At 42.3% G+C, this 17,450-nt stretch carries 11 protein-coding genes; 7 read left to right on the forward strand and 4 right to left on the reverse strand.

Annotation, left to right across the window (positions count from 1 at the left end; all coding sequences use genetic code 11):
* Nucleotides 1-57: 57 nt before the first annotated feature.
* From apcB to J7529_RS20560, 3 genes are all read left to right on the forward strand, one after another.
* The gene (gene apcB / locus J7529_RS20550) at nucleotides 58-543 is read left to right on the forward strand and encodes an allophycocyanin subunit beta (RefSeq protein WP_271936085.1); all 486 of its coding nucleotides are present in this window, start codon (nucleotides 58-60) and stop codon (nucleotides 541-543) included.
* Nucleotides 544-791: 248 nt separating this feature from the next.
* Complete coding sequence (locus J7529_RS20555) at nucleotides 792-995, forward strand: phycobilisome linker polypeptide (RefSeq protein ID WP_271936083.1); 204 nt, start codon at nucleotides 792-794, stop codon at nucleotides 993-995.
* Between the two features lie 258 nt (nucleotides 996-1,253).
* Nucleotides 1,254-2,429: an FtsW/RodA/SpoVE family cell cycle protein gene (locus J7529_RS20560; RefSeq protein ID WP_413038944.1), complete on the forward strand. Its 1,176-nt coding sequence runs from the start codon at nucleotides 1,254-1,256 to the stop codon at nucleotides 2,427-2,429.
* A gap of 219 nt (nucleotides 2,430-2,648) precedes the next feature.
* Here the strand turns inward: J7529_RS20560 and J7529_RS20565 are convergent, their stop codons facing one another.
* Nucleotides 2,649-7,862 carry a response regulator gene (locus J7529_RS20565; RefSeq protein ID WP_318730500.1) on the reverse strand — a complete coding sequence of 1,738 codons (5,214 nt, stop codon included), beginning with the start codon at nucleotides 7,860-7,862 and terminating at the stop codon, nucleotides 2,649-2,651.
* 236 nt (nucleotides 7,863-8,098) lie between these two features.
* On the opposite strand from J7529_RS20565, the gene J7529_RS20570 reads away from it, so the two are divergent.
* Both J7529_RS20570 and J7529_RS20575 read left to right on the forward strand, forming a co-directional pair.
* Nucleotides 8,099-10,072: a response regulator gene (locus J7529_RS20570; RefSeq protein WP_318730501.1), complete on the forward strand. Its 1,974-nt coding sequence runs from the start codon at nucleotides 8,099-8,101 to the stop codon at nucleotides 10,070-10,072.
* A gap of 25 nt (nucleotides 10,073-10,097) precedes the next feature.
* Nucleotides 10,098-11,987, forward strand: a complete 1,890-nt coding sequence (locus J7529_RS20575) for a response regulator (RefSeq protein ID WP_318730502.1) — start codon at nucleotides 10,098-10,100, stop codon at nucleotides 11,985-11,987.
* 1 nt (nucleotide 11,988) lies between these two features.
* Here J7529_RS20575 and J7529_RS20580 read toward each other — a convergent pair whose 3' ends face one another.
* On the reverse strand, nucleotides 11,989-12,450 hold the full coding sequence (locus J7529_RS20580; RefSeq protein ID WP_318730503.1) for an Lrp/AsnC family transcriptional regulator: 462 nt from the start codon (nucleotides 12,448-12,450) through the stop codon (nucleotides 11,989-11,991).
* 151 nt (nucleotides 12,451-12,601) lie between these two features.
* Between J7529_RS20580 and J7529_RS20585 the strand changes: the two genes are divergently transcribed.
* Nucleotides 12,602-13,231 carry a LysE family translocator gene (locus tag J7529_RS20585; protein ID WP_271936074.1) on the forward strand — a complete coding sequence of 210 codons (630 nt, stop codon included), beginning with the start codon at nucleotides 12,602-12,604 and terminating at the stop codon, nucleotides 13,229-13,231.
* Here J7529_RS20585 and thyX read toward each other — a convergent pair.
* Both thyX and J7529_RS20595 read right to left on the reverse strand, forming a co-directional pair.
* Nucleotides 13,220-14,719 (reverse strand): FAD-dependent thymidylate synthase, encoded by a 1,500-nt coding sequence (gene thyX, locus J7529_RS20590; protein ID WP_318730504.1) that lies wholly within the window; start codon nucleotides 14,717-14,719, stop codon nucleotides 13,220-13,222. The two genes, J7529_RS20585 and thyX, sit on opposite strands and share 12 nt — an antisense overlap.
* A 168-nt stretch (nucleotides 14,720-14,887) precedes the next feature.
* Nucleotides 14,888-16,291, reverse strand: coding sequence for an NAD(P)/FAD-dependent oxidoreductase (locus tag J7529_RS20595; protein ID WP_318730505.1), 1,404 nt, complete (start codon nucleotides 16,289-16,291; stop codon nucleotides 14,888-14,890).
* 328 nt (nucleotides 16,292-16,619) lie between these two features.
* On the opposite strand from J7529_RS20595, the gene lepB reads away from it, so the two are divergent.
* Nucleotides 16,620-17,306 carry a signal peptidase I gene (lepB, locus tag J7529_RS20600; protein ID WP_318730506.1) on the forward strand — a complete coding sequence of 229 codons (687 nt, stop codon included), beginning with the start codon at nucleotides 16,620-16,622 and terminating at the stop codon, nucleotides 17,304-17,306.
* Nucleotides 17,307-17,450 lie beyond the last annotated feature (144 nt).

A 17,450-nucleotide genomic window follows, 5' to 3' on the forward strand; every position in this document is an offset into this window, starting at 1 on the left:
GGTTTTGAGCATTAACTACAACTGACCATTTTAAGTAACTTCATCAAGAACACAACCATGCAAGACGCAATTACTGCTGTTATCAATTCTTCTGACGTTCAAGGTAAGTACCTTGATACTTCCGCTCTAGACAAGCTCAAAGGCTACTTCCAAACAGGTGAGCTGCGGGTTCGTGCAGCTACGGCAATTAGTGCTAATGCTTCTACCATTGTGAAAGAAGCAGTCGCTAAGTCTCTGCTGTACTCTGATACCACTCGTCCTGGTGGTAATATGTACACCACCCGTCGCTACGCTGCTTGTATCCGTGATTTGGATTACTACCTGCGTTATGCCACCTATGCAATGTTGGCTGGAGATCCTTCTATCTTAGATGAGCGGGTTCTCAATGGTTTGAAAGAAACCTACAACTCCTTGGGTGTTCCCATTGGTTCCACAGTTCAAGCTATCCAATCTATGAAAGATGTTACGGCTAGCTTAGTTGGTGTTGACGCTGGTAAAGAAATGGGCGTTTACTTCGATTACATCTGCTCTGGCTTAAGCTAGGCTAAGTGCTTCAACTGAAGGTGGTACTTTATCAACTCCCTTCAGACGTGGAGTCTGGGAAGTCTAGGGTAAGTCCTAGACCGTTACAAGCCTAATCTATGGAAAGGGTTTGTCTCGGTGATTATATAGCCAGCCGATCGCAATGGTCTAGAATTGGCTCTTGACTCCCAGACTTTGGAGGGTAAAGTAAAAAGGTTTTAATACCATTTTTTCTGCATTTTTGAATCACAATTAGGAGAGATTAGCCCATGCGGATGTTTAAGGTAACGGCTTGTGTGCCCAGTTTAAGCAGAATTCGGACGCAACGAGAACTCCAAAATACCTACTTCACGAAGTTGGTTCCTTATGATAATTGGTTTCGTGAACAACAGCGAATTATGAAAATGGGTGGCAAAATCCTCAAAGTGGAGTTAGCTACGGGTAAAGTGGGAACCAACGCTGGTTTGATCTAAATTCTGTATCAGTTGCGCTCCGGATGAGGGTTTTCCCTGTTGACAAAACCTGCACAAGAGTTTTCTAACAAAGCAAAAGTAAGGGTTAAAGCTTTACTTTTGCTTTGTTGTTTGTTAGAGTCCAGGGAGAATTGGGTGGATACAGTAGCTTCCTCTACCTGTGGAGTCGGGTCTAATTTTCATTTGTGCCTGTACTCCCAAGCTATTCCCTCTTCCCGGTTCTCTGTTCCCCAACACGAAGCACTATAACAACAGTCCTTGAAGTTCCAACAGTTAATTCTTTTGATTGACCCCTCGGTGAAGGAATGGGCAATAGAAGCCAGACTATTGCGGTGGTTAACATTCCTTTGGTTATCGGTTGGGTTGGTGATTCTGTTTTCTGCATCCTATCCTCTGGCGAATAGCTACTATGGGGATGGGTTTTATTATGTAAAGCGGCAGATGGCTTGGGCGATTTTGGGCTGTGTGGGGTTTAATTTCATGGTTCATACGCCGTTGAAATCGTTGATGAGAGTTGCCCAATGGTTTCTACTGCTGTTTCTGGGATTGATTGGGGTGACGGTTATTCCTGGATTGGGAACAACGATTAATGGGGCAACTCGTTGGTTGTCTTTGGGGGCGTTTCCGATACAACCTTCGGAGTTAATTAAGCCATTTTTGGTTCTGCAAGGGGCGCAAGTGTTTGGTTTATGGCCGTCGTTGAAACCGGCGATTCGCTGGCGATGGTTGGCAATTTTTGGGGCTGTGTTGGTGGGGATTTTACTGCAACCGAATCTGAGTACGGCGACGTTTTGTGGGATGACGTTGTTTGCGATCGCCGTGGCTTCGGGTTTACCCTATCGCTCCTTGCTGACAACTGGGGGAGTAGGATTGGGTTTGGGGATGTTGAGCTTGAGCATGAATGAGTATCAACGGCAGCGGATCATGACGTTTTTAGATCCTTGGGCCGATCCGATGGAGAATGGTTATCAATTAACTCAAAGTTTGATGGCGATCGGCTCAGGAGGGTTTTGGGGAAGTGGGTTAGGACTCTCTCAACAAAAATGGTTCCATTTACCCATTCAGTACACGGATTTTATTTTTGCAGTCTATGCTGAGGAATTTGGCTTTGTCGGCAGTCTGCTGTTGTTACTGATGCTAGGGGTGTATGCCACCCTGGGGTTGGTGGTGGCGCTCAAATGTACGGATAAGTTTCATCGTTTAATTGCGATCGGTGCGACTTTTCTGCTAGTGGGACAATCCTTGATTAATATTGGAGTGGCGACTGGAGCCTTACCCACCACTGGTTTACCCTTACCGATGTTTAGTTATGGGGGAAATTCGATGATTGCCAGTCTGTTATCTGCGGGGTTATTGGTACGAGTGGCTAGAGAGAGTCGTCAAGCGCAGGTGGTGTCTCTGGACGATCGCCGTAAGAAACAGACCCAGCCATAGCAGAGAAAGAGTTGATTAGGACAGTGAGGTTATGTTTGAGGTAATAGGCAAGAGGCAATAGGCAATAGAAAATGTCCTAACTCTCCCTTTCTCTACTATAAAATAAGATTAATTTTGGCGAAGGTATTAGACCTCTTGCATAATTGTGCAGAAAATAAATGGCAATGGAGTAATCCTGCATTCTTACCCCTATTCCCTATTCCCTCTGCAAGAAGTCTATTATTTAGAGGTGAGAAAGGGAGCGATCGCCTCACAAATCCGTTCAAACTCAAAGTTATTGACCCGTGTCATTAACCACTGGGAAATTTGTACATCTTGAATTTCACTAGTGAGATCGAGAATAGATTCATGATCGGCTTCAATCGCATGTTGATGAAGGGCCCATAAGCTCTCCGATGATAAGGTTGGCCACGGTAAATCCCCAATTGAGGCGATCGTCGGTGGAGTCGGTTTGGTGTCCATGGGTTCAACCGTTGACTCTAGGGAACAGGTTTCATACAGATACCGAACGCCTAAATGATGAGCAATTTTCTCTAATAGCATATCTCCTTGAAAGGGTTTGCTGATAAAATCATCACATCCAGCCGCTAAAACCTGTTCTCGATCGTCCTGAAAGGCATGAGCGGTAAGTGCCATCACCACCGTGGCTTGACCTTGGATAGTCGCCTTAATCTGATGAGTCGCATCTAAGCCATTGAGGACAGGCATCCGCATATCCATGAGGATCAGATGGGGTTGCCAACTTTGCCAAATGGCGATCGCTTCTTTACCATTTTGGGCAGTCTGAACTTCAAAGCCCACATGACTTAATAAATGCAACATCAATAAGCACTGATCCCGTTCATCATCAACAACTAAGATGCGATGAACCGGTTGATCTGGAGCTAACCCAATGATCGCTTGTAGAGGACGAATAGAAATAATAGATTCAGCTTGTCCTAGCTGCAAGGGAATCTCAAAAAAGAAGGTACTCCCTATCCCCACAGTTGAGTTTACCTTTAATTGACCTCCCATTAATTCAACAAAGTGTTGACTGATCGCTAATCCTAACCCTGTTCCTTCTTGATCGTTATGCCCAGAATCAGAAATCAGAGTTAATCCCTTACTTTGGACAAACGGTTTAAACAAAACTTCGATATTTTCAGGAGCAATACCGATCCCCGTATCAGCCACACTAAACCGGAGATTATGTTGATTGGGATCGCTGGCTAATGTATCCGATAGCATGACTTCTAGGGTAACTGAACCTTGAGGGGTGAATTTAATGCCATTATCCACCAAATTCAGGAGAATTTGTCCTAATTTTTTTTCGTCTCCATAAATATATTGAGAGACTCTATTTTCAACTTTTATGTTCAGTTCTAACCCTTTAAGACGAGCTTTAAGCTGCAATATGTTTTTGAGCTTCTCTACACTTTTGAGTAAATCAAAATGAGTATAATTCAAGGAAATTTTCCCAGACTCTATTTTAGACATTTGTAGGACATCATTGATTAAGTTAAGGAGATGTTCCCCACTTTGATTAATTATTTTGAGTTGTTCTTGCTGAATAGAAGATAACGATCCATCACGTCCCATAACTTGTGCAAATCCTAAAATTGCATTGAGAGGAGTCCGGAATTCATGACTCATTTTTGCTAAGAAGGAGCTTTTCGCTCGATTAGAAGCATCAGCATGATCTTTAGCAATTTTTAGTTCTTCAGATTTGGTCTGAATTTGATCGACTAATTGCAACTGTTGAATTCCCAGACTAATCTGGTGGGCAATATACATGGCCACTTGAATTTCATCTTCTTGCCATTGACGAGGATGTTTATTTTGATAAATCCCTAATAATCCCCAAAGTTTTTGAGAGGAAAACAAGGGAATAATTAGATAAGATCTAGCTTGTATTTTTTCGATAAACTTCAGATACTCAACTTGAAATCCTGCTTGATAAATATCGGTTATGCATAAGTATTGATAGTGAGGATAAGGCGGGATGTCTAACCCAATCAGTCTCAAAGGATGAGGGTATTGACTTGGAGTATCGACCCAGAATTTAATGGCACAACTTTCATCATTGATTAATTCGGAAGAACCAGAAATCCGATCTCTCATATCAATGAGAGAATTCCATTGTGAATCCACAGAATCAGCAATAAATTGACCGCTCCAATCTGGATTTAATTGATAAATGGCAACTCGATCGCTATTAAATAAATTTCGGATTTCATGGGTAGTTGATTTTAAAATTTTATCGAGATCTAATAGAGGTTGCATCTGTGCTAATATTTTAGCGATAGACCGTTCTTTTTTGGCTATTTTCTCTAATTTTTCTTCAGAAATCTTGCGTTCTAATTCTGCTTCTGCTCGGGCTGAAAATATATCAAGAATGACTTGCTTTTGGGAGTCTATCTCCAATGGTCTTGTATCTAATATCGCCAGATAACCAATAATTTCTTGATGGGTGTTTCTTAAGGGTAAACCCCAATAGCTTTTGGCTTTAAGTCTGGAAATTAGTGGATGATTTCCAAATTTTTCTTGTAATTCATCTCGATAGTAAACTGATTCTCCGGATAAAATTTGATCGCAAGGGGCATCTAGAGTTTCAAATTCATCAATTTTCTCTACTTCTGTAGAATTCCAAAATGCTAAAATATTGACTTTGCGAAGTTTGGGATCGGAGACTTTGGCCAGTAAAGCGTATTTGACTTGTAAAAGATTGGCTAAATATTGAGTACAACTATTAAAAAATTCATTTCCAGTAGCAGAAGCAATACCTTCGGCAATCAACTTTAACCCTAACTCCCGTTGCTTTTGTGCGGTGATATCAACACCAAAGGCTTGAATATCAACTAAAGTTCCCCAATGATCGACAATGGGTTGATTGGTCCACCTTAACCATCGATGTTCTCCTGTCCCTGAGCAATACTTATATTCCCAACTTTTTGGATTTAGAGTAGTTAAGAGTTCGAGAATATTCTCGTCAACTTCTTCGACTGACTGGGTATCAACTAACCATGAGTTAAGCTTTTGTCCGATTAAGTCTTCAGCATTATGATTGAAAAAATGACAAAAGTATTGATTGACAAAAGTAAGTTCTGTGTTGGGTTTCCAGCGACAAATCAAAACATCTTTTTGGACTTCAATCAGTTCTCGATATCGCCGTTCACTCTCTTTGAGTGCCCATTCTATTTTATGGGTTTCTGTGATATCTTCTACCATGCCAAAAACAAATTGGATTTCATCTTTATCTTGAATCGATGAAACCGTCAGTCTTCCCCATCTGATCTCCCCATTTTGGTGAATATAGCGTTTTTCGACTTGATAAGATTGAATCCTACCGAGTAATAAATTTTGAAAGTGGGGGTCATTTTGATAGTCATCGGGATGAATAATATCTTTAATCTGAAGGTGTTGAAGGTCTTGTGAGGTATAGTTGAGGAATGATTCAAAGGCGGCATTGGTTTGTAAAATCTGACCCTCTAAAGTGGTGATATATATGCCAATACCCGCTTGTTCAAAAATGGCTTGAAACCGGGCTTCACTGTGTTGAAGGGCGGTGGTTATGGTTTCTAGAGGGGTAATATCTCGAACAACTAATAGGACGGTTTGGTGAGATAAGGGGGAAATTTTAGCGGACAACCAAATCCGTCGATCGCCAATCATGAGGTGATATTGAAGGGTTTGGGTTTCTCGGGTGGCGATCGCCTGTCGGATAGCCGTTAAGTGGGCATCTGCTTGGGCTTCGGGTAAACAGTCATACAAGCTTTTATATAATTTACTTTCTGGCGGTTTCTGGAGAAATAAGGGATTATTGGTCATGAATTTCAGACAAATCCCTTCCTGGTTATACACCATGACTACATCATCCATAGCCATGAGCATAGCTCTTTGCTCGGCTTCAATCTGTTTTTGGCGGATTACAGTTCCAAGTTGGGAGGCGATCGCCGAAGCAAAGGCCAATAATTGATGGGATTGATGGTGAAAATCTAAGGTGGAGATTCCCGACAGAAATAGCACCAACACCGCAACGACCTTTTCTTGCTGTTGCTCTGCTGAGACGGAGAAAATGGGAATCCACAACCCTTGCTGGATATGACACAGAGCAGCTAAATTCTCGTGTTGACAAATTTCCGGCGATTTCTCTGGCACATCCGGCACATATTGTGCCTTTCCCGTTACCCAAACTTTCCCCAGCAAACCGGTTCCACTCCTCCAAGTTTGGCCTTGACACACTAAGCGAAACCGTTCTAAATGACCCAATACTTCTGGCGGTTCCTGTTTATGACAGTACCAGGCTGGACTGAGGGTTAAACTGCGACCATCATCACTCGGTAGCCAAGCTTCACCGTAGCTCCAACCGCTGGCTTCACAGAGATGTTCTAGGGCAGATTGAAGGGCACTCTCAAAATCCGGAGATCGGCTAATCGCTTGAGTCACCTTAAGTAATAATTGAGTCTCCTCTTCTGCCTGTTGCCGTTTCAGAGCCGTTTGTCGAATCCCAATCCACTTGCCTAACCCTTGAGCCATCAGCTCTAGAATTTCTTGAGCTTGAGTATCTAATGTATTTAGGGCATCATGAGTTGACCCAAACACCAAAACACCATAAAGTTCATCCTGTACCCAAATGGGTGTACCAATAAACGATTCCAACGTGTAGTGCCCCAAATGGAGGGGCTTTTGTTGTCTAGACCCCTGATGGGGTTGTTCATGGGTTATGGTTTGTTGCCTGCGAATTACCCAATCTAAATAAGTATCTTGAAAGTCGAGTTTCGAGCATCGACTGATACCGTCCAGGGTGGATTCCACAGCATCAATCACATACAGATCCTCTTCTATGTGACCAATCAAGCCAACCGAACATCCTAAAATAGAGCATCCCGTTTGCAGATAATCCCGAAACAAAGCTTCAATCGTGCGATAATGGGATGTATCTAAACGGTGTATCTGTTTCAGATGAAAGCTAAAGCGCTCCAGTTTGGCTTCCATCAAATGACGATATTCAATTTCTTCTTGTAGACGTAAATTCTGAGTGAGCAGTTTTTGTTGGGTTTGAGAGGCTCTGACATGATAGTCAATCCGGGCAAGCACCTCAGACTTTAGAAAGGGTTTAGTCACATAATCAACCGCTCCGACTTCAAAGGCCCTCACCTTATCGATTTCTTCTCCTAGGGCACTAATAAAAATAATCGGGATATCTTGGGTTAAGGGATCGGCTTTCAGCAAGGAGCAAACTTGATAACCATTAAGTTCTGGCATTAGAATGTCAAGTAAAATCAAGTCAGGAGGCATTGCTTTAGCACCCGATATTGCCAATGCACCTGTGACTGCCGATCGCACCTTATAGCCCTCTTGAGAGAGCATCTTAGCAAACAAATGCAAGTTGGCTGGGATATCATCAACCACAAGGATATTGGGTTTAACTGAGATGGGTTCCTGCTTAATCATCAGCGATCGATCAGACAATGAATGCAAAATGGGAACTTGGCTTGAGAGACAGAAACAGAACGATTGTGAATCTAAAGTTATTTTTGATTCATAACATATCTGTGATTGCCCTCTATTGTAAGTCTCTATGGATATTTTTGCCATAAATTCAGTTGATCTTAGAAGACAAAATAAGAATCCCCCTATAGACGTTCAGAAGTTTTGTTGTTTTTAAAAATCCATCGAGTGCTAAATTTATGACTTCTAATCGAGTTATCCTCTGTGTCGATGATAACCCCATTATTTTAGATAGCTTAAAGCGACAGCTGAAAGCATGGTTGACCTACGGTTATTTTATCGAGCAAGCTGAAAGCGGAATGGAAGCTCTAGAAATTGCTGAAGATTGTTTGTTGGATCAAATGGATATTGCTTTAATTATTTCCGATCATATGATGCCGGAAATGTCGGGCGATGAGCTATTAATTAGAATCCATTATTTATCTCCAAAAACATTGAAAATCTTATTAACTGGTCAAGCCAGTGCCGATGTTGTGGGACGAGTGGTTAACTATGCTAAGTTATATCGATATATTGCCAAACCTTGGGATGAGGAAGATCTGAAGTTGACGGTCATTGAGGCATTACGCAGTTATGACCAAGATCAAAAATTAGCCCAGCAAAATCAAACCTTACAACTGATCAATACAGAACTCAGGGAACTGAATCAGGACTTGGAGAAAAAAGTTTATCAAAGAACCCAAGAATTGGAACTGGCAAAACAAGCCGCAGAATTGGCAAATCGGGCTAAAAGTGAGTTTTTAGCTAATATGAGTCATGAGCTGAGATCCCCTTTGAATGTGATTTTGGGCTTTTGCCAATTAATGGGTCGTTCTCCTATTTTACCAGCGGAACATCAAGAGAATGTTCGGATTATGAATCGGAGCGGTCAACATTTATTAACTTTGATTAATAATGTTTTGGATTTGTCTAAAATCGAATCGGGAAGAGTCACTCTAGACGAAGGCTGTTTTGATTTTAGGAGTCTAATTGATGATCTAGAGGATATGTTTAAGCTCAAAGCAGAGCAAAAAAATATAGAATTAATTTTTGTTATTGGTCGAGAAGTTCCAAACTACATTTGTGCAGACCAAGTCAAATTGCGTCAGGTTTTGATTAATTTACTCAATAATGGAATTAAATTCACTCAAAAAGGGCAAGTTTTCCTTCGTGTTTTAGCCATCGAAAATGAAGAATTGAGTGCCTCAAAAAAAGTGGCTCTGCAAGTGGAAGTAGAAGATACTGGCCCTGGAATAGCTCCAGAAGATCGGCAAAAGCTATTTGAGGCATTTGTGCAAAGTGAAACAGGGAAAGTGTCTCAAGAAGGAACGGGTTTAGGCTTGACGATTGCCCAAAAATTTGTTCGGTTAATGAACGGTACAATCACCCTTAAAAGTCAAGTGGGTTATGGGAGTAAATTTCAGTTTACGATTGAAGTCTGTACGGTTGATGCAAATGAAGTCGTCCCGAGCAGTCGAAGTCGTCGAGTAGTGGGTTTAGCACCAGAACAGTCTGTGTACCGAATTTTGATTGTGGACGATCAGTGGGAAAATCGGCAACTTTTGTTACAAATTTTAGAACCGATCGGTTTTGAAGTAAAAATGGCAGAAAATGGACGAGAGGCGATCGCCATTTGGGAAAGTTGGAAACCTCACTTAATTTGGATGGACATCCGGATGCCAGTGATGAATGGAGATCAAGTAACTGAGCATATTAGAGCGAATACACCAGCAACCGATCAATCCCCTATCATTATTGCCTTAACTGCAAGTATTTTAGAAGACGAACTTGATCGGGTAGTCAGGGTAGGGTGTAATGATTGTGTACGGAAACCCTTCACAGAAGCTCTAATCTTTGAAAAGATTGCCCAATATCTAGATGTAGGTTATATTTATGATTATCATTTAGAACAGCCAAGGGAAAAATTAATCACTACTTCTCTATCCCCATTTATTCTCACAGCCCATAGCCTCAAGGTTATGCCCAATCAGTGGCTAAAGACATTATATCAGGCAGCAGATGCCATTGATGATGATCGGCTTTTACAGTTGATTGAGCAAATTCCTGAGCAGCATTTTGCTTTAGCTAACGCCCTAACTGATTTAGTAAAAACCTTTCGCTGCGATCAAATCCTAAGTTTGATTGAAGAGAGCGATATTGATATTCTTGATTAAGATGAGGAGCTAGTTTGTAAAAACTGTGGATACTTACAAAGGGAATATTTTAATTGTTGACGATCAACTGGAAAATCTCCAGGTATTATCTAAAACTTTATCTGAGGCTGGATATAAAGTTAAGGGAGCTGTGAAAGGAGAAATGGCTCTCAGAGCTTCGCGAGCGGGAAATCTGGATTTAATCCTTTTAGATATTAAATTACCGGATATGAATGGTTATGAAATTTGTCAGGAGCTAAAAAAAGACGAACAGACTCAGAATATTCCCATTGTCTTCCTCAGTGCGTTAGATGAAGTTTTAGATAAAGTCAGGGCGTTCCAAGTTGGAGGGGTAGATTATATTACTAAACCGTTTCAGGTGGAAGAGGTTTTAGCCCGTATTGAACACCAATTAACGATTCGACGATTGCAAAACCAGCTAGAAGCGCAAAATAAAACTCTGCAACAGGAAATTCAAGAACGTAAGAAAGCTGAAGAAGAGGCCGCAGCAGCGTCTAAGGCGAAAAGTCAATTTTTAGCGAATATGAGCCATGAACTCAGAACGCCTTTAAACTCTATTTTAGGGTTTACTCAAGTGATGCTTCGGGATTACCAAACTAATGATGAACAGCGAGAATATTTAGAAATTATTAATCGAAGCGGCGAACATTTATTAGATTTGATTGATGATATCCTTGATTTATCCAAAATTGAAGCAGGAATTATTCATTTAAATGAAAAAGACTTGGATATCTACTATTTACTAGATGGCTTAGAGGATTTGTTTGAAATCAAAGCAGAATCTAAAAACATCCATCTAGAATTTAATGTTGATCCCCAAGTTCCACAATACATCAAATCAGATGAGCAAAAGCTACGGAGTTGCTTGATTAATTTGATCGGCAATGCCATTAAATTCACAGAATTTGGTCAGGTGAAACTAAGTGTAACGCTACAACAGAACAGGGGTCATCATGGGAATATTGAATTCAAAGTGAGTGATACAGGCCCAGGGATAATACAGGAAGAACAACAGGATTTATTTAAGGCTTTTGTCCAAACGTCAACCGGGATAAGTTCTGCTCAAGGAACTGGTTTGGGTTTGTCGATTACTGATAAATTTGTCCGTTTAATGGGAGGAGAAATTTCCGTTAGCAGTGAAGTAGGAAAAGGAACAGTATTTGTGTTTGATATTCCCCTGAAATTAGGCCATCAATCTTTACCTAATTTCAGGGAAAGGGATACTCGCCAAGTCGTAGAGTTAACTCCCGATCAAAAGATGTACCGTGTTTTAGTTGTTGATGATACCCCAGAAAATCGCAAGCTGCTGGTTAAGTTACTTTCCCCTGTGGGTTTTGAAGTGATTGAAGGGACGAATGGTCAAGAAGCGATCGCTCTTTGGGAGAGTTGTAAACCTGACTTGATTTTCATGGATACTCGGATGCCTGTAGTCGATGGCTTAGAAGCGACTCGTATTATTCGGGAGCAAGAACAGCAGCAGGGTCTAAAATCAACAGTGATTATTGCCTTAACTGCTAGTGCTTTTGAAGAAAGACGTACAGAAATTATACAGGCTGGTTCCGATAATTTTATTTGTAAACCCTTTAAAAGTCAGGTGATTTTTAATAGTTTATCTCGTTATTTAGAGGCTTCTTACATTTATGAAGCGATGCCAAAATCTAGAAGGAAGCTTAAAAAACATCGGTTACGCAGCGATCGCTTCTGGGGAGAACAGTTTACTCAAATGTCACCAACCTGGGTACAGACTCTCTATTCTACTGCAAGAGAAGTGAATGAAGAAAAAGTTGAATTTTTGATCAAATCAATTGCCCCGACTCACCCAGCCCTATCTGAAGCCCTGACTGCTTTATTTGATAACTTTCGCTTAGATATTATTATGCAAGTAACCCACGATTATTTGCAGCGATCGCCCTAACCTAGTGACGATCGATAATGCCTCGTCTCGGAAGTGGTGACGAAAGAATAATAGAAGTCGAAGTTTGTCCAAACTCACTCAGTTGATTGATTATCTCCTCTAAGTGTCCCATTGAAGAGACCGTCACTTCCATAAAGAAAGAGAAGTTACCCGTGACATGGTGACACGATCGCACTTCTGGCAACGTTTCAATCAAGGTTAAGATCTGCGGATACTTCTGAGGAGTCGTGGTGAGGGCAATAATAGCAGCAATAGCATAGCCCACTTTTTCCGGGTTGACCTGGGCTTGATATCCTGTAATGATACCCGCTTCTTCCATTCGTTTTACCCGTTCGGCGATCGCTGGAGCAGACAACCCCACCTTTCTCCCTAGCTCCGCCAATGATATTCTTGCCTCCTCTTGCAAGATCTCCAGAATCCGCCATCCTGTTCGATCGAGCAGCTTTTCAGAATCAAAAGCCATTAGTCTATTTTACCTCATAATTCTCCAAAAATTTCTTCATTTTCGTTCAAATTCCTATTCAATTATGCTTTATACTTAGCTATTCTAAAACAGAGTAGGAGAAACCCATTCCCTATTCCCCATTCCCTATTTCCTAGCACTATAATTCCCCATGGAACTTTCAGTCATTCTCAAGGGATTAATCATCGGTTTATCCATAGCCGCACCCGTTGGCCCCATTGGCATTTTATGCATCCGTCGCACCTTAAGCCAAGGCAGAATCGCCGGATTAGTCTCCGGTTTAGGCGCAGCCACTGCCGATGGTTTCTACGGCTGTATTGCCGGATTTGGATTAACTTTCATCTCCAATCTTTTCATCGAACATCAAATCACATTACGCCTCATTGGTGGATTTTTTCTCTGTTATTTAGGCATCCAAACCTTTCGCTCATCTCCCAGTAAAGAAGAAGCTAAAATTGACGGCAAAAACCTATGGCGGGCCTATATTTCCACCCTCTTTCTAACCTTAACCAATCCCTTAACTATTCTCTCCTTTGCTGCTATCTTTGCCGGATTCGGAGCTGGAAATACTAACGGACACTATGGGTTAGCTCTTATCCTCGTCCTAAGTGTATTTTCTGGGTCAGCCCTATGGTGGTTCGTCCTCGTTACCGGCATTGGCTTCATGAACAATAAAATTACCCCTCATCGCTTGCGCTGGATTAACCGTATTTCTGGAGTCATTTTATCCGGATTTGGCTTAATTGCCCTCTGGAGTATCAGATTCTCATCAGGGGGATAATTTCGCCTTTTTTAACCGATTTTTCTCGTACCATTCAGTAATTTCAGGCATCCAACTTTGGAAATGGGGAAAAATATGTTCGCAGAGTTTTTGGCATTCGAGTTGAGCATCTAGCTTATATCTTAAGTCTAACAAATGCATCAGCGATCGTCCATTCAAAGAAACCACAAAATGCTGACGCACATCAAACGGAATAATCCCCCGTGCGTGTTCTTCCGATATGCCGCTCTCCACCATCTGCTGATACCGTTTTGCCGCTTGCAAACACCACTCTAAATCCGATTGTCGCTGTTCTTCGGTATAAGTATAATGCTTGCCTTGACGATTACTATATTCTCCCACTGGACGCAGGTAAAACACCTCTTCAATCGGTTTTAATCCTTCAGCCGCTTGTACAATCCGAGACCCTGTATAGCGGTTAGAGTTATGAACCACGAGACCATTAGCCACAAAGTTATGCCAGTTTCCCGCGACTTCTAAATCATAGGTCATTTGCTCGCCTAAATACTCCACTTTGACAATCTTGATGGGATGAGCTTTGAGTTTATAGCGCTCCGCGCTAGGGAATAGGGAATAGGGAATAGGGAATAGGGTTGTGGTACATGGTTTTGATGATTCAACACTATATTTACTCATAGCACTTTGCGCTGTATTCCCAGAAGAATTCGTTTGATAATTCGTAGAAAAACCGGCGGTAACTTTCTCTTCCATCCCAGCTTTTTCCCGATACAAGCCATTCCCAGTGACCGGAATTCCATTACACATAACCGCAGCGTCTTTAGTCATGTTAATCACATGACCATCCTTTCCAGTCACTAATCCCACTGCTTCACCCATGGTTTGCCAACCTCCTGAAGTGAATAGACGATGATTGATGGTACAATCGAGTGTTTTTCCAGTTTCTAAAGTTATCCGATAAACGGGTTGAATCCCTTGACAGATAACTTGTTCAATATGTCCAACTTCAAACAAACCAGTGTCCTCGTTTAAGACTCGTAACCGCATCTTCTGGAGTCTCTTTTTACAATCACGGCGATATTCTCCAGGGGGTTCACCTTTTCGACCCCTAATTTGTCTTGAACGAATTGCTTTTTCACCATTGTGCCAGAGGTCATATAATTCTCCGATGGTTTTTCTCAGCTTTTTGCTGCTTTCACCATTACAATTGACAAAGGTGACTTCTGTATTGGCAGCTAGACATTGTACATCGAACGAAATTCCTACCCGATGAGTCCGTACCTGTTGCATAACACTGTGGGGAAAATAACCACAGTTTAAAATGATTTGAGGATGCTCTAAGGGGCCATAATGTCCGCGACCGCCTGATAATAAATGTTTGACAATCAGTTTCCCGGCTTTCAATTCGTTTGGCCACTTTTCTCGCTCATCGTAGACTAGATTTTCACTATAATCTTGATGCATCGCCGCATAGATGACTTGCTGGGGATTGGGGGTTTTAGCAATGACTTCAACTCTAAATTTATCCATGATTGAAAAGGTTAGATTAAGCCCTTTTTTCTTTGATATTGCAACTCATCAATCCTTGATAGGCAAGGGGATGGTGCCCTTTGTTAAGGGCAGCTTCATAAAGAAAGGGTACAGGCCAGATTGAATCCTAAAAAATGACGACCTTAGAATATCATAGTTTCTAACTGTTTAACCTCGTTTCCAGGAGAGCCACCAATTAAGAATTGTTTTCGACCAATAAGATTGATGGAATTGCTGAATTTGCCAGCGATCGCCCACTCTTGTCAGCAGTTGTGATACACTGCCGAATACCCCCGGGCTATCTTGGAGCGCTTGCAACTTCAGTCGATGACGAATAGCTAGACTCAGGGGTTGGATCAACTCTTCTGCTCTGGTTCCCAACACTGTAGCACCTAGAATTGTGCCATCCGGTTGTATCATCACTTTAATAAACCCGGTAATCTCCCCAGATAAAACTGCCGCTGGATTGGTCTTTAAATCTTCTTGAATCACCTGCACCTTATCTCCATATCGCCCCCTTGCGCTGGCTTCAGTTAATCCCACTCTAGCTAAAGTGGGCTGGCTGTAGACCGTATAGGGTAACTGTTGATAATCAATCGTAAAGAATGGTAAAAATAAGGCGTTTTTAGTGGCGATTTTTGCCTCATATAGGCTAAGATGAAGTAATGAATATCCACCCAAACTGTCCCCACAAGCATAAATTTTGGGATTTGTAGTTTGTAGTTTGTAGTTTACTCTTAAACCCCGATCGCCCCATTCCACGCCGAGAAACTCCAACGTTGGAGTAGGAAATGGCAAAGCAGGAGGAGTAACTAATAACACGTTATCGACGGCGATCGCCCGATTTCCCACTTGCAACCAAGTTTGTCCCTCAATCGGTCGTGCTTGAGTCACCTGGGTTTCCAGTAAAATCTCCACACCCAACGCCTTCAGTTGAGCTTGAATCAGGTTAGACGCTTCCGGTTCTTCCTGGGGCAAAATACAGGAATTTTCGGTAATCAGCGTTACTTGAGACCCCAACTCTTGAAAGACTTGCGCCCACTCAATCCCACGGGGATCTGATCCAATAATCGCCAAAGACGAAGGAGGTGACTTCAAGCTCACCAGTTGCTTTGGGGTTAGATAACCCGTACTCGCTAACCCCTCAATCTCAACCCTGGGCTGGGTTTCCGGAGCCAGCAAATAGGCAGAAGAGAGCAAACGACGGTTGCTTAAGGCGATCGCAATTTGTCCCTGTTTTTCCTGAAACTCCGCCCATTCCTGCACCAAATCAATTCCCAACTGCTCTAGAGCTGGCGGAGAGTCCATCAGCGCTAAGGTCTCCACTCCAGTTTGTACCCATTGACACAACCCTTGATAGGATAGATCCTCAGCATCCCTCATCAGATCGAGCCGATTTTGCCCCTGTCGCAACGGTAGGGGCAACGTTAAACCATCCTCGAAACCATAGCTAAGAGAAGTCTCTGGTGGCACAATCAGGGCAACCCTAGCCTTTCGTTGCGCCGCCATAACCGCCGCATAGGTTCCCGCTGGAGAACCCCCCCAAACAATCAGATCGTAGTCAACAGACACAATAAGCAGTTATACGAGAGTGGACACAAGCAACAAAGTTAACTCTTGAGCGTCTATATTTCCTGACTAATCTACCCCATCCATTGACAAGCAACCTTGCCAAACTTCTACAATAGAGCCATCCTCAATCCGAACTGTCCCGAACTTCAATTCCCTTGTGGGAAAAAGAACGTGACCCGGGGAATTGACGGATTTAGCAGAAGTAGACAGAAGAGGGAACTTATAGATAACATCTTTAGAGCCTATTGTATTCTAGCGGTACACTAAAACAACGTCTTCACGATCAAGAGGTGCTTGCCTCTCCCTTGCTTCAACTTCGTCCTAACCTATGACTCGTGTGAATAAACCCAACTCTGACCAGAATACCAACCCGACTCCCGAAAATCCTTGGATTGAAGGACTCAAAACCATTGGACTGGCAGCCCTTCTTGCCATTGGGATTCGTCATTTTGTCGCCGAAGCCCGTTATATTCCCTCCGGGTCAATGCTACCCACCTTACAGTATGAACCCACCCACGATCGCCTCATTATTGATAAACTCGGCTATCGGTTTGGCGATCCTAAACGGGGGGATATCATTGTGTTTTCTCCCACGGACAAGATGAAGGAAAAGGACCCCAATTTCAAAGATGCCTTAATTAAGCGAGTCGTTGGTTTACCGGGCGATAAAATTGAGATTGTAAATGGGCAAGTTTATATTAACGATCAACCCTTAGATGAAAATTATGTAGCTTCCGAGATTAACCCCTCCGCCCAGATCAACGATACATCCGATCATCAATTTACAACTGTAGATGTTTGTCCTCCCGATCAACGATTTTTGGATCAACCCCAAATTGTGCCTCAAAATTCCTATGTGGTTTTAGGTGATAATCGCAATAGCAGTTATGATAGTCGCTGCTGGGGGGCAGTACCGCGCAAAAATATTATTGGTCGTGCCGTGCTTCGCTTTTGGCCGTTGGGACGTTTTGGAACCTTGGATGGAGTCCCCATTTATCCAGAAGGAGAAGGGTAATTAATGCTGTAGGGGCGAAAAAAAATTTGCCCCTACATAAGATTTTCTACAAAGTTTCTAACAGGGATTTTTCATGCTCGCTCACCCAAGTCTTGAGGGTAGATGGGGAATATTTAGGCATCAACCATTTGCCAAATTGGGCAT

Origin of the sequence: Roseofilum sp. Guam, assembly GCF_017746735.1 — a bacterium.
GTDB lineage: Bacteria > Cyanobacteriota > Cyanobacteriia > Cyanobacteriales > Desertifilaceae > Roseofilum > Roseofilum reptotaenium.

Bases quoted from the DNA above. Each gene is read 5' to 3' on its own strand.
- apcB (WP_271936085.1), top strand. From the start codon at position 58: ATGCAAGACGCAATTACTGCTGTTATCAATTCTTCTGACGTTCAAGGT.
- J7529_RS20555 (WP_271936083.1), top strand. From the start codon at position 792: ATGCGGATGTTTAAGGTAACGGCTTGTGTGCCCAGTTTAAGCAGAATT.
- J7529_RS20565 (WP_318730500.1), bottom strand. From the start codon at position 7,862: ATGATTAAGCAGGAACCCATCTCAGTTAAACCCAATATCCTTGTGGTT.
- J7529_RS20570 (WP_318730501.1), top strand. From the start codon at position 8,099: ATGACTTCTAATCGAGTTATCCTCTGTGTCGATGATAACCCCATTATT.
- J7529_RS20580 (WP_318730503.1), bottom strand. From the start codon at position 12,450: ATGGCTTTTGATTCTGAAAAGCTGCTCGATCGAACAGGATGGCGGATT.
- J7529_RS20585 (WP_271936074.1), top strand. From the start codon at position 12,602: ATGGAACTTTCAGTCATTCTCAAGGGATTAATCATCGGTTTATCCATA.
- thyX (WP_318730504.1), bottom strand. From the start codon at position 14,719: ATGGATAAATTTAGAGTTGAAGTCATTGCTAAAACCCCCAATCCCCAG.
- lepB (WP_318730506.1), top strand. From the start codon at position 16,620: ATGACTCGTGTGAATAAACCCAACTCTGACCAGAATACCAACCCGACT.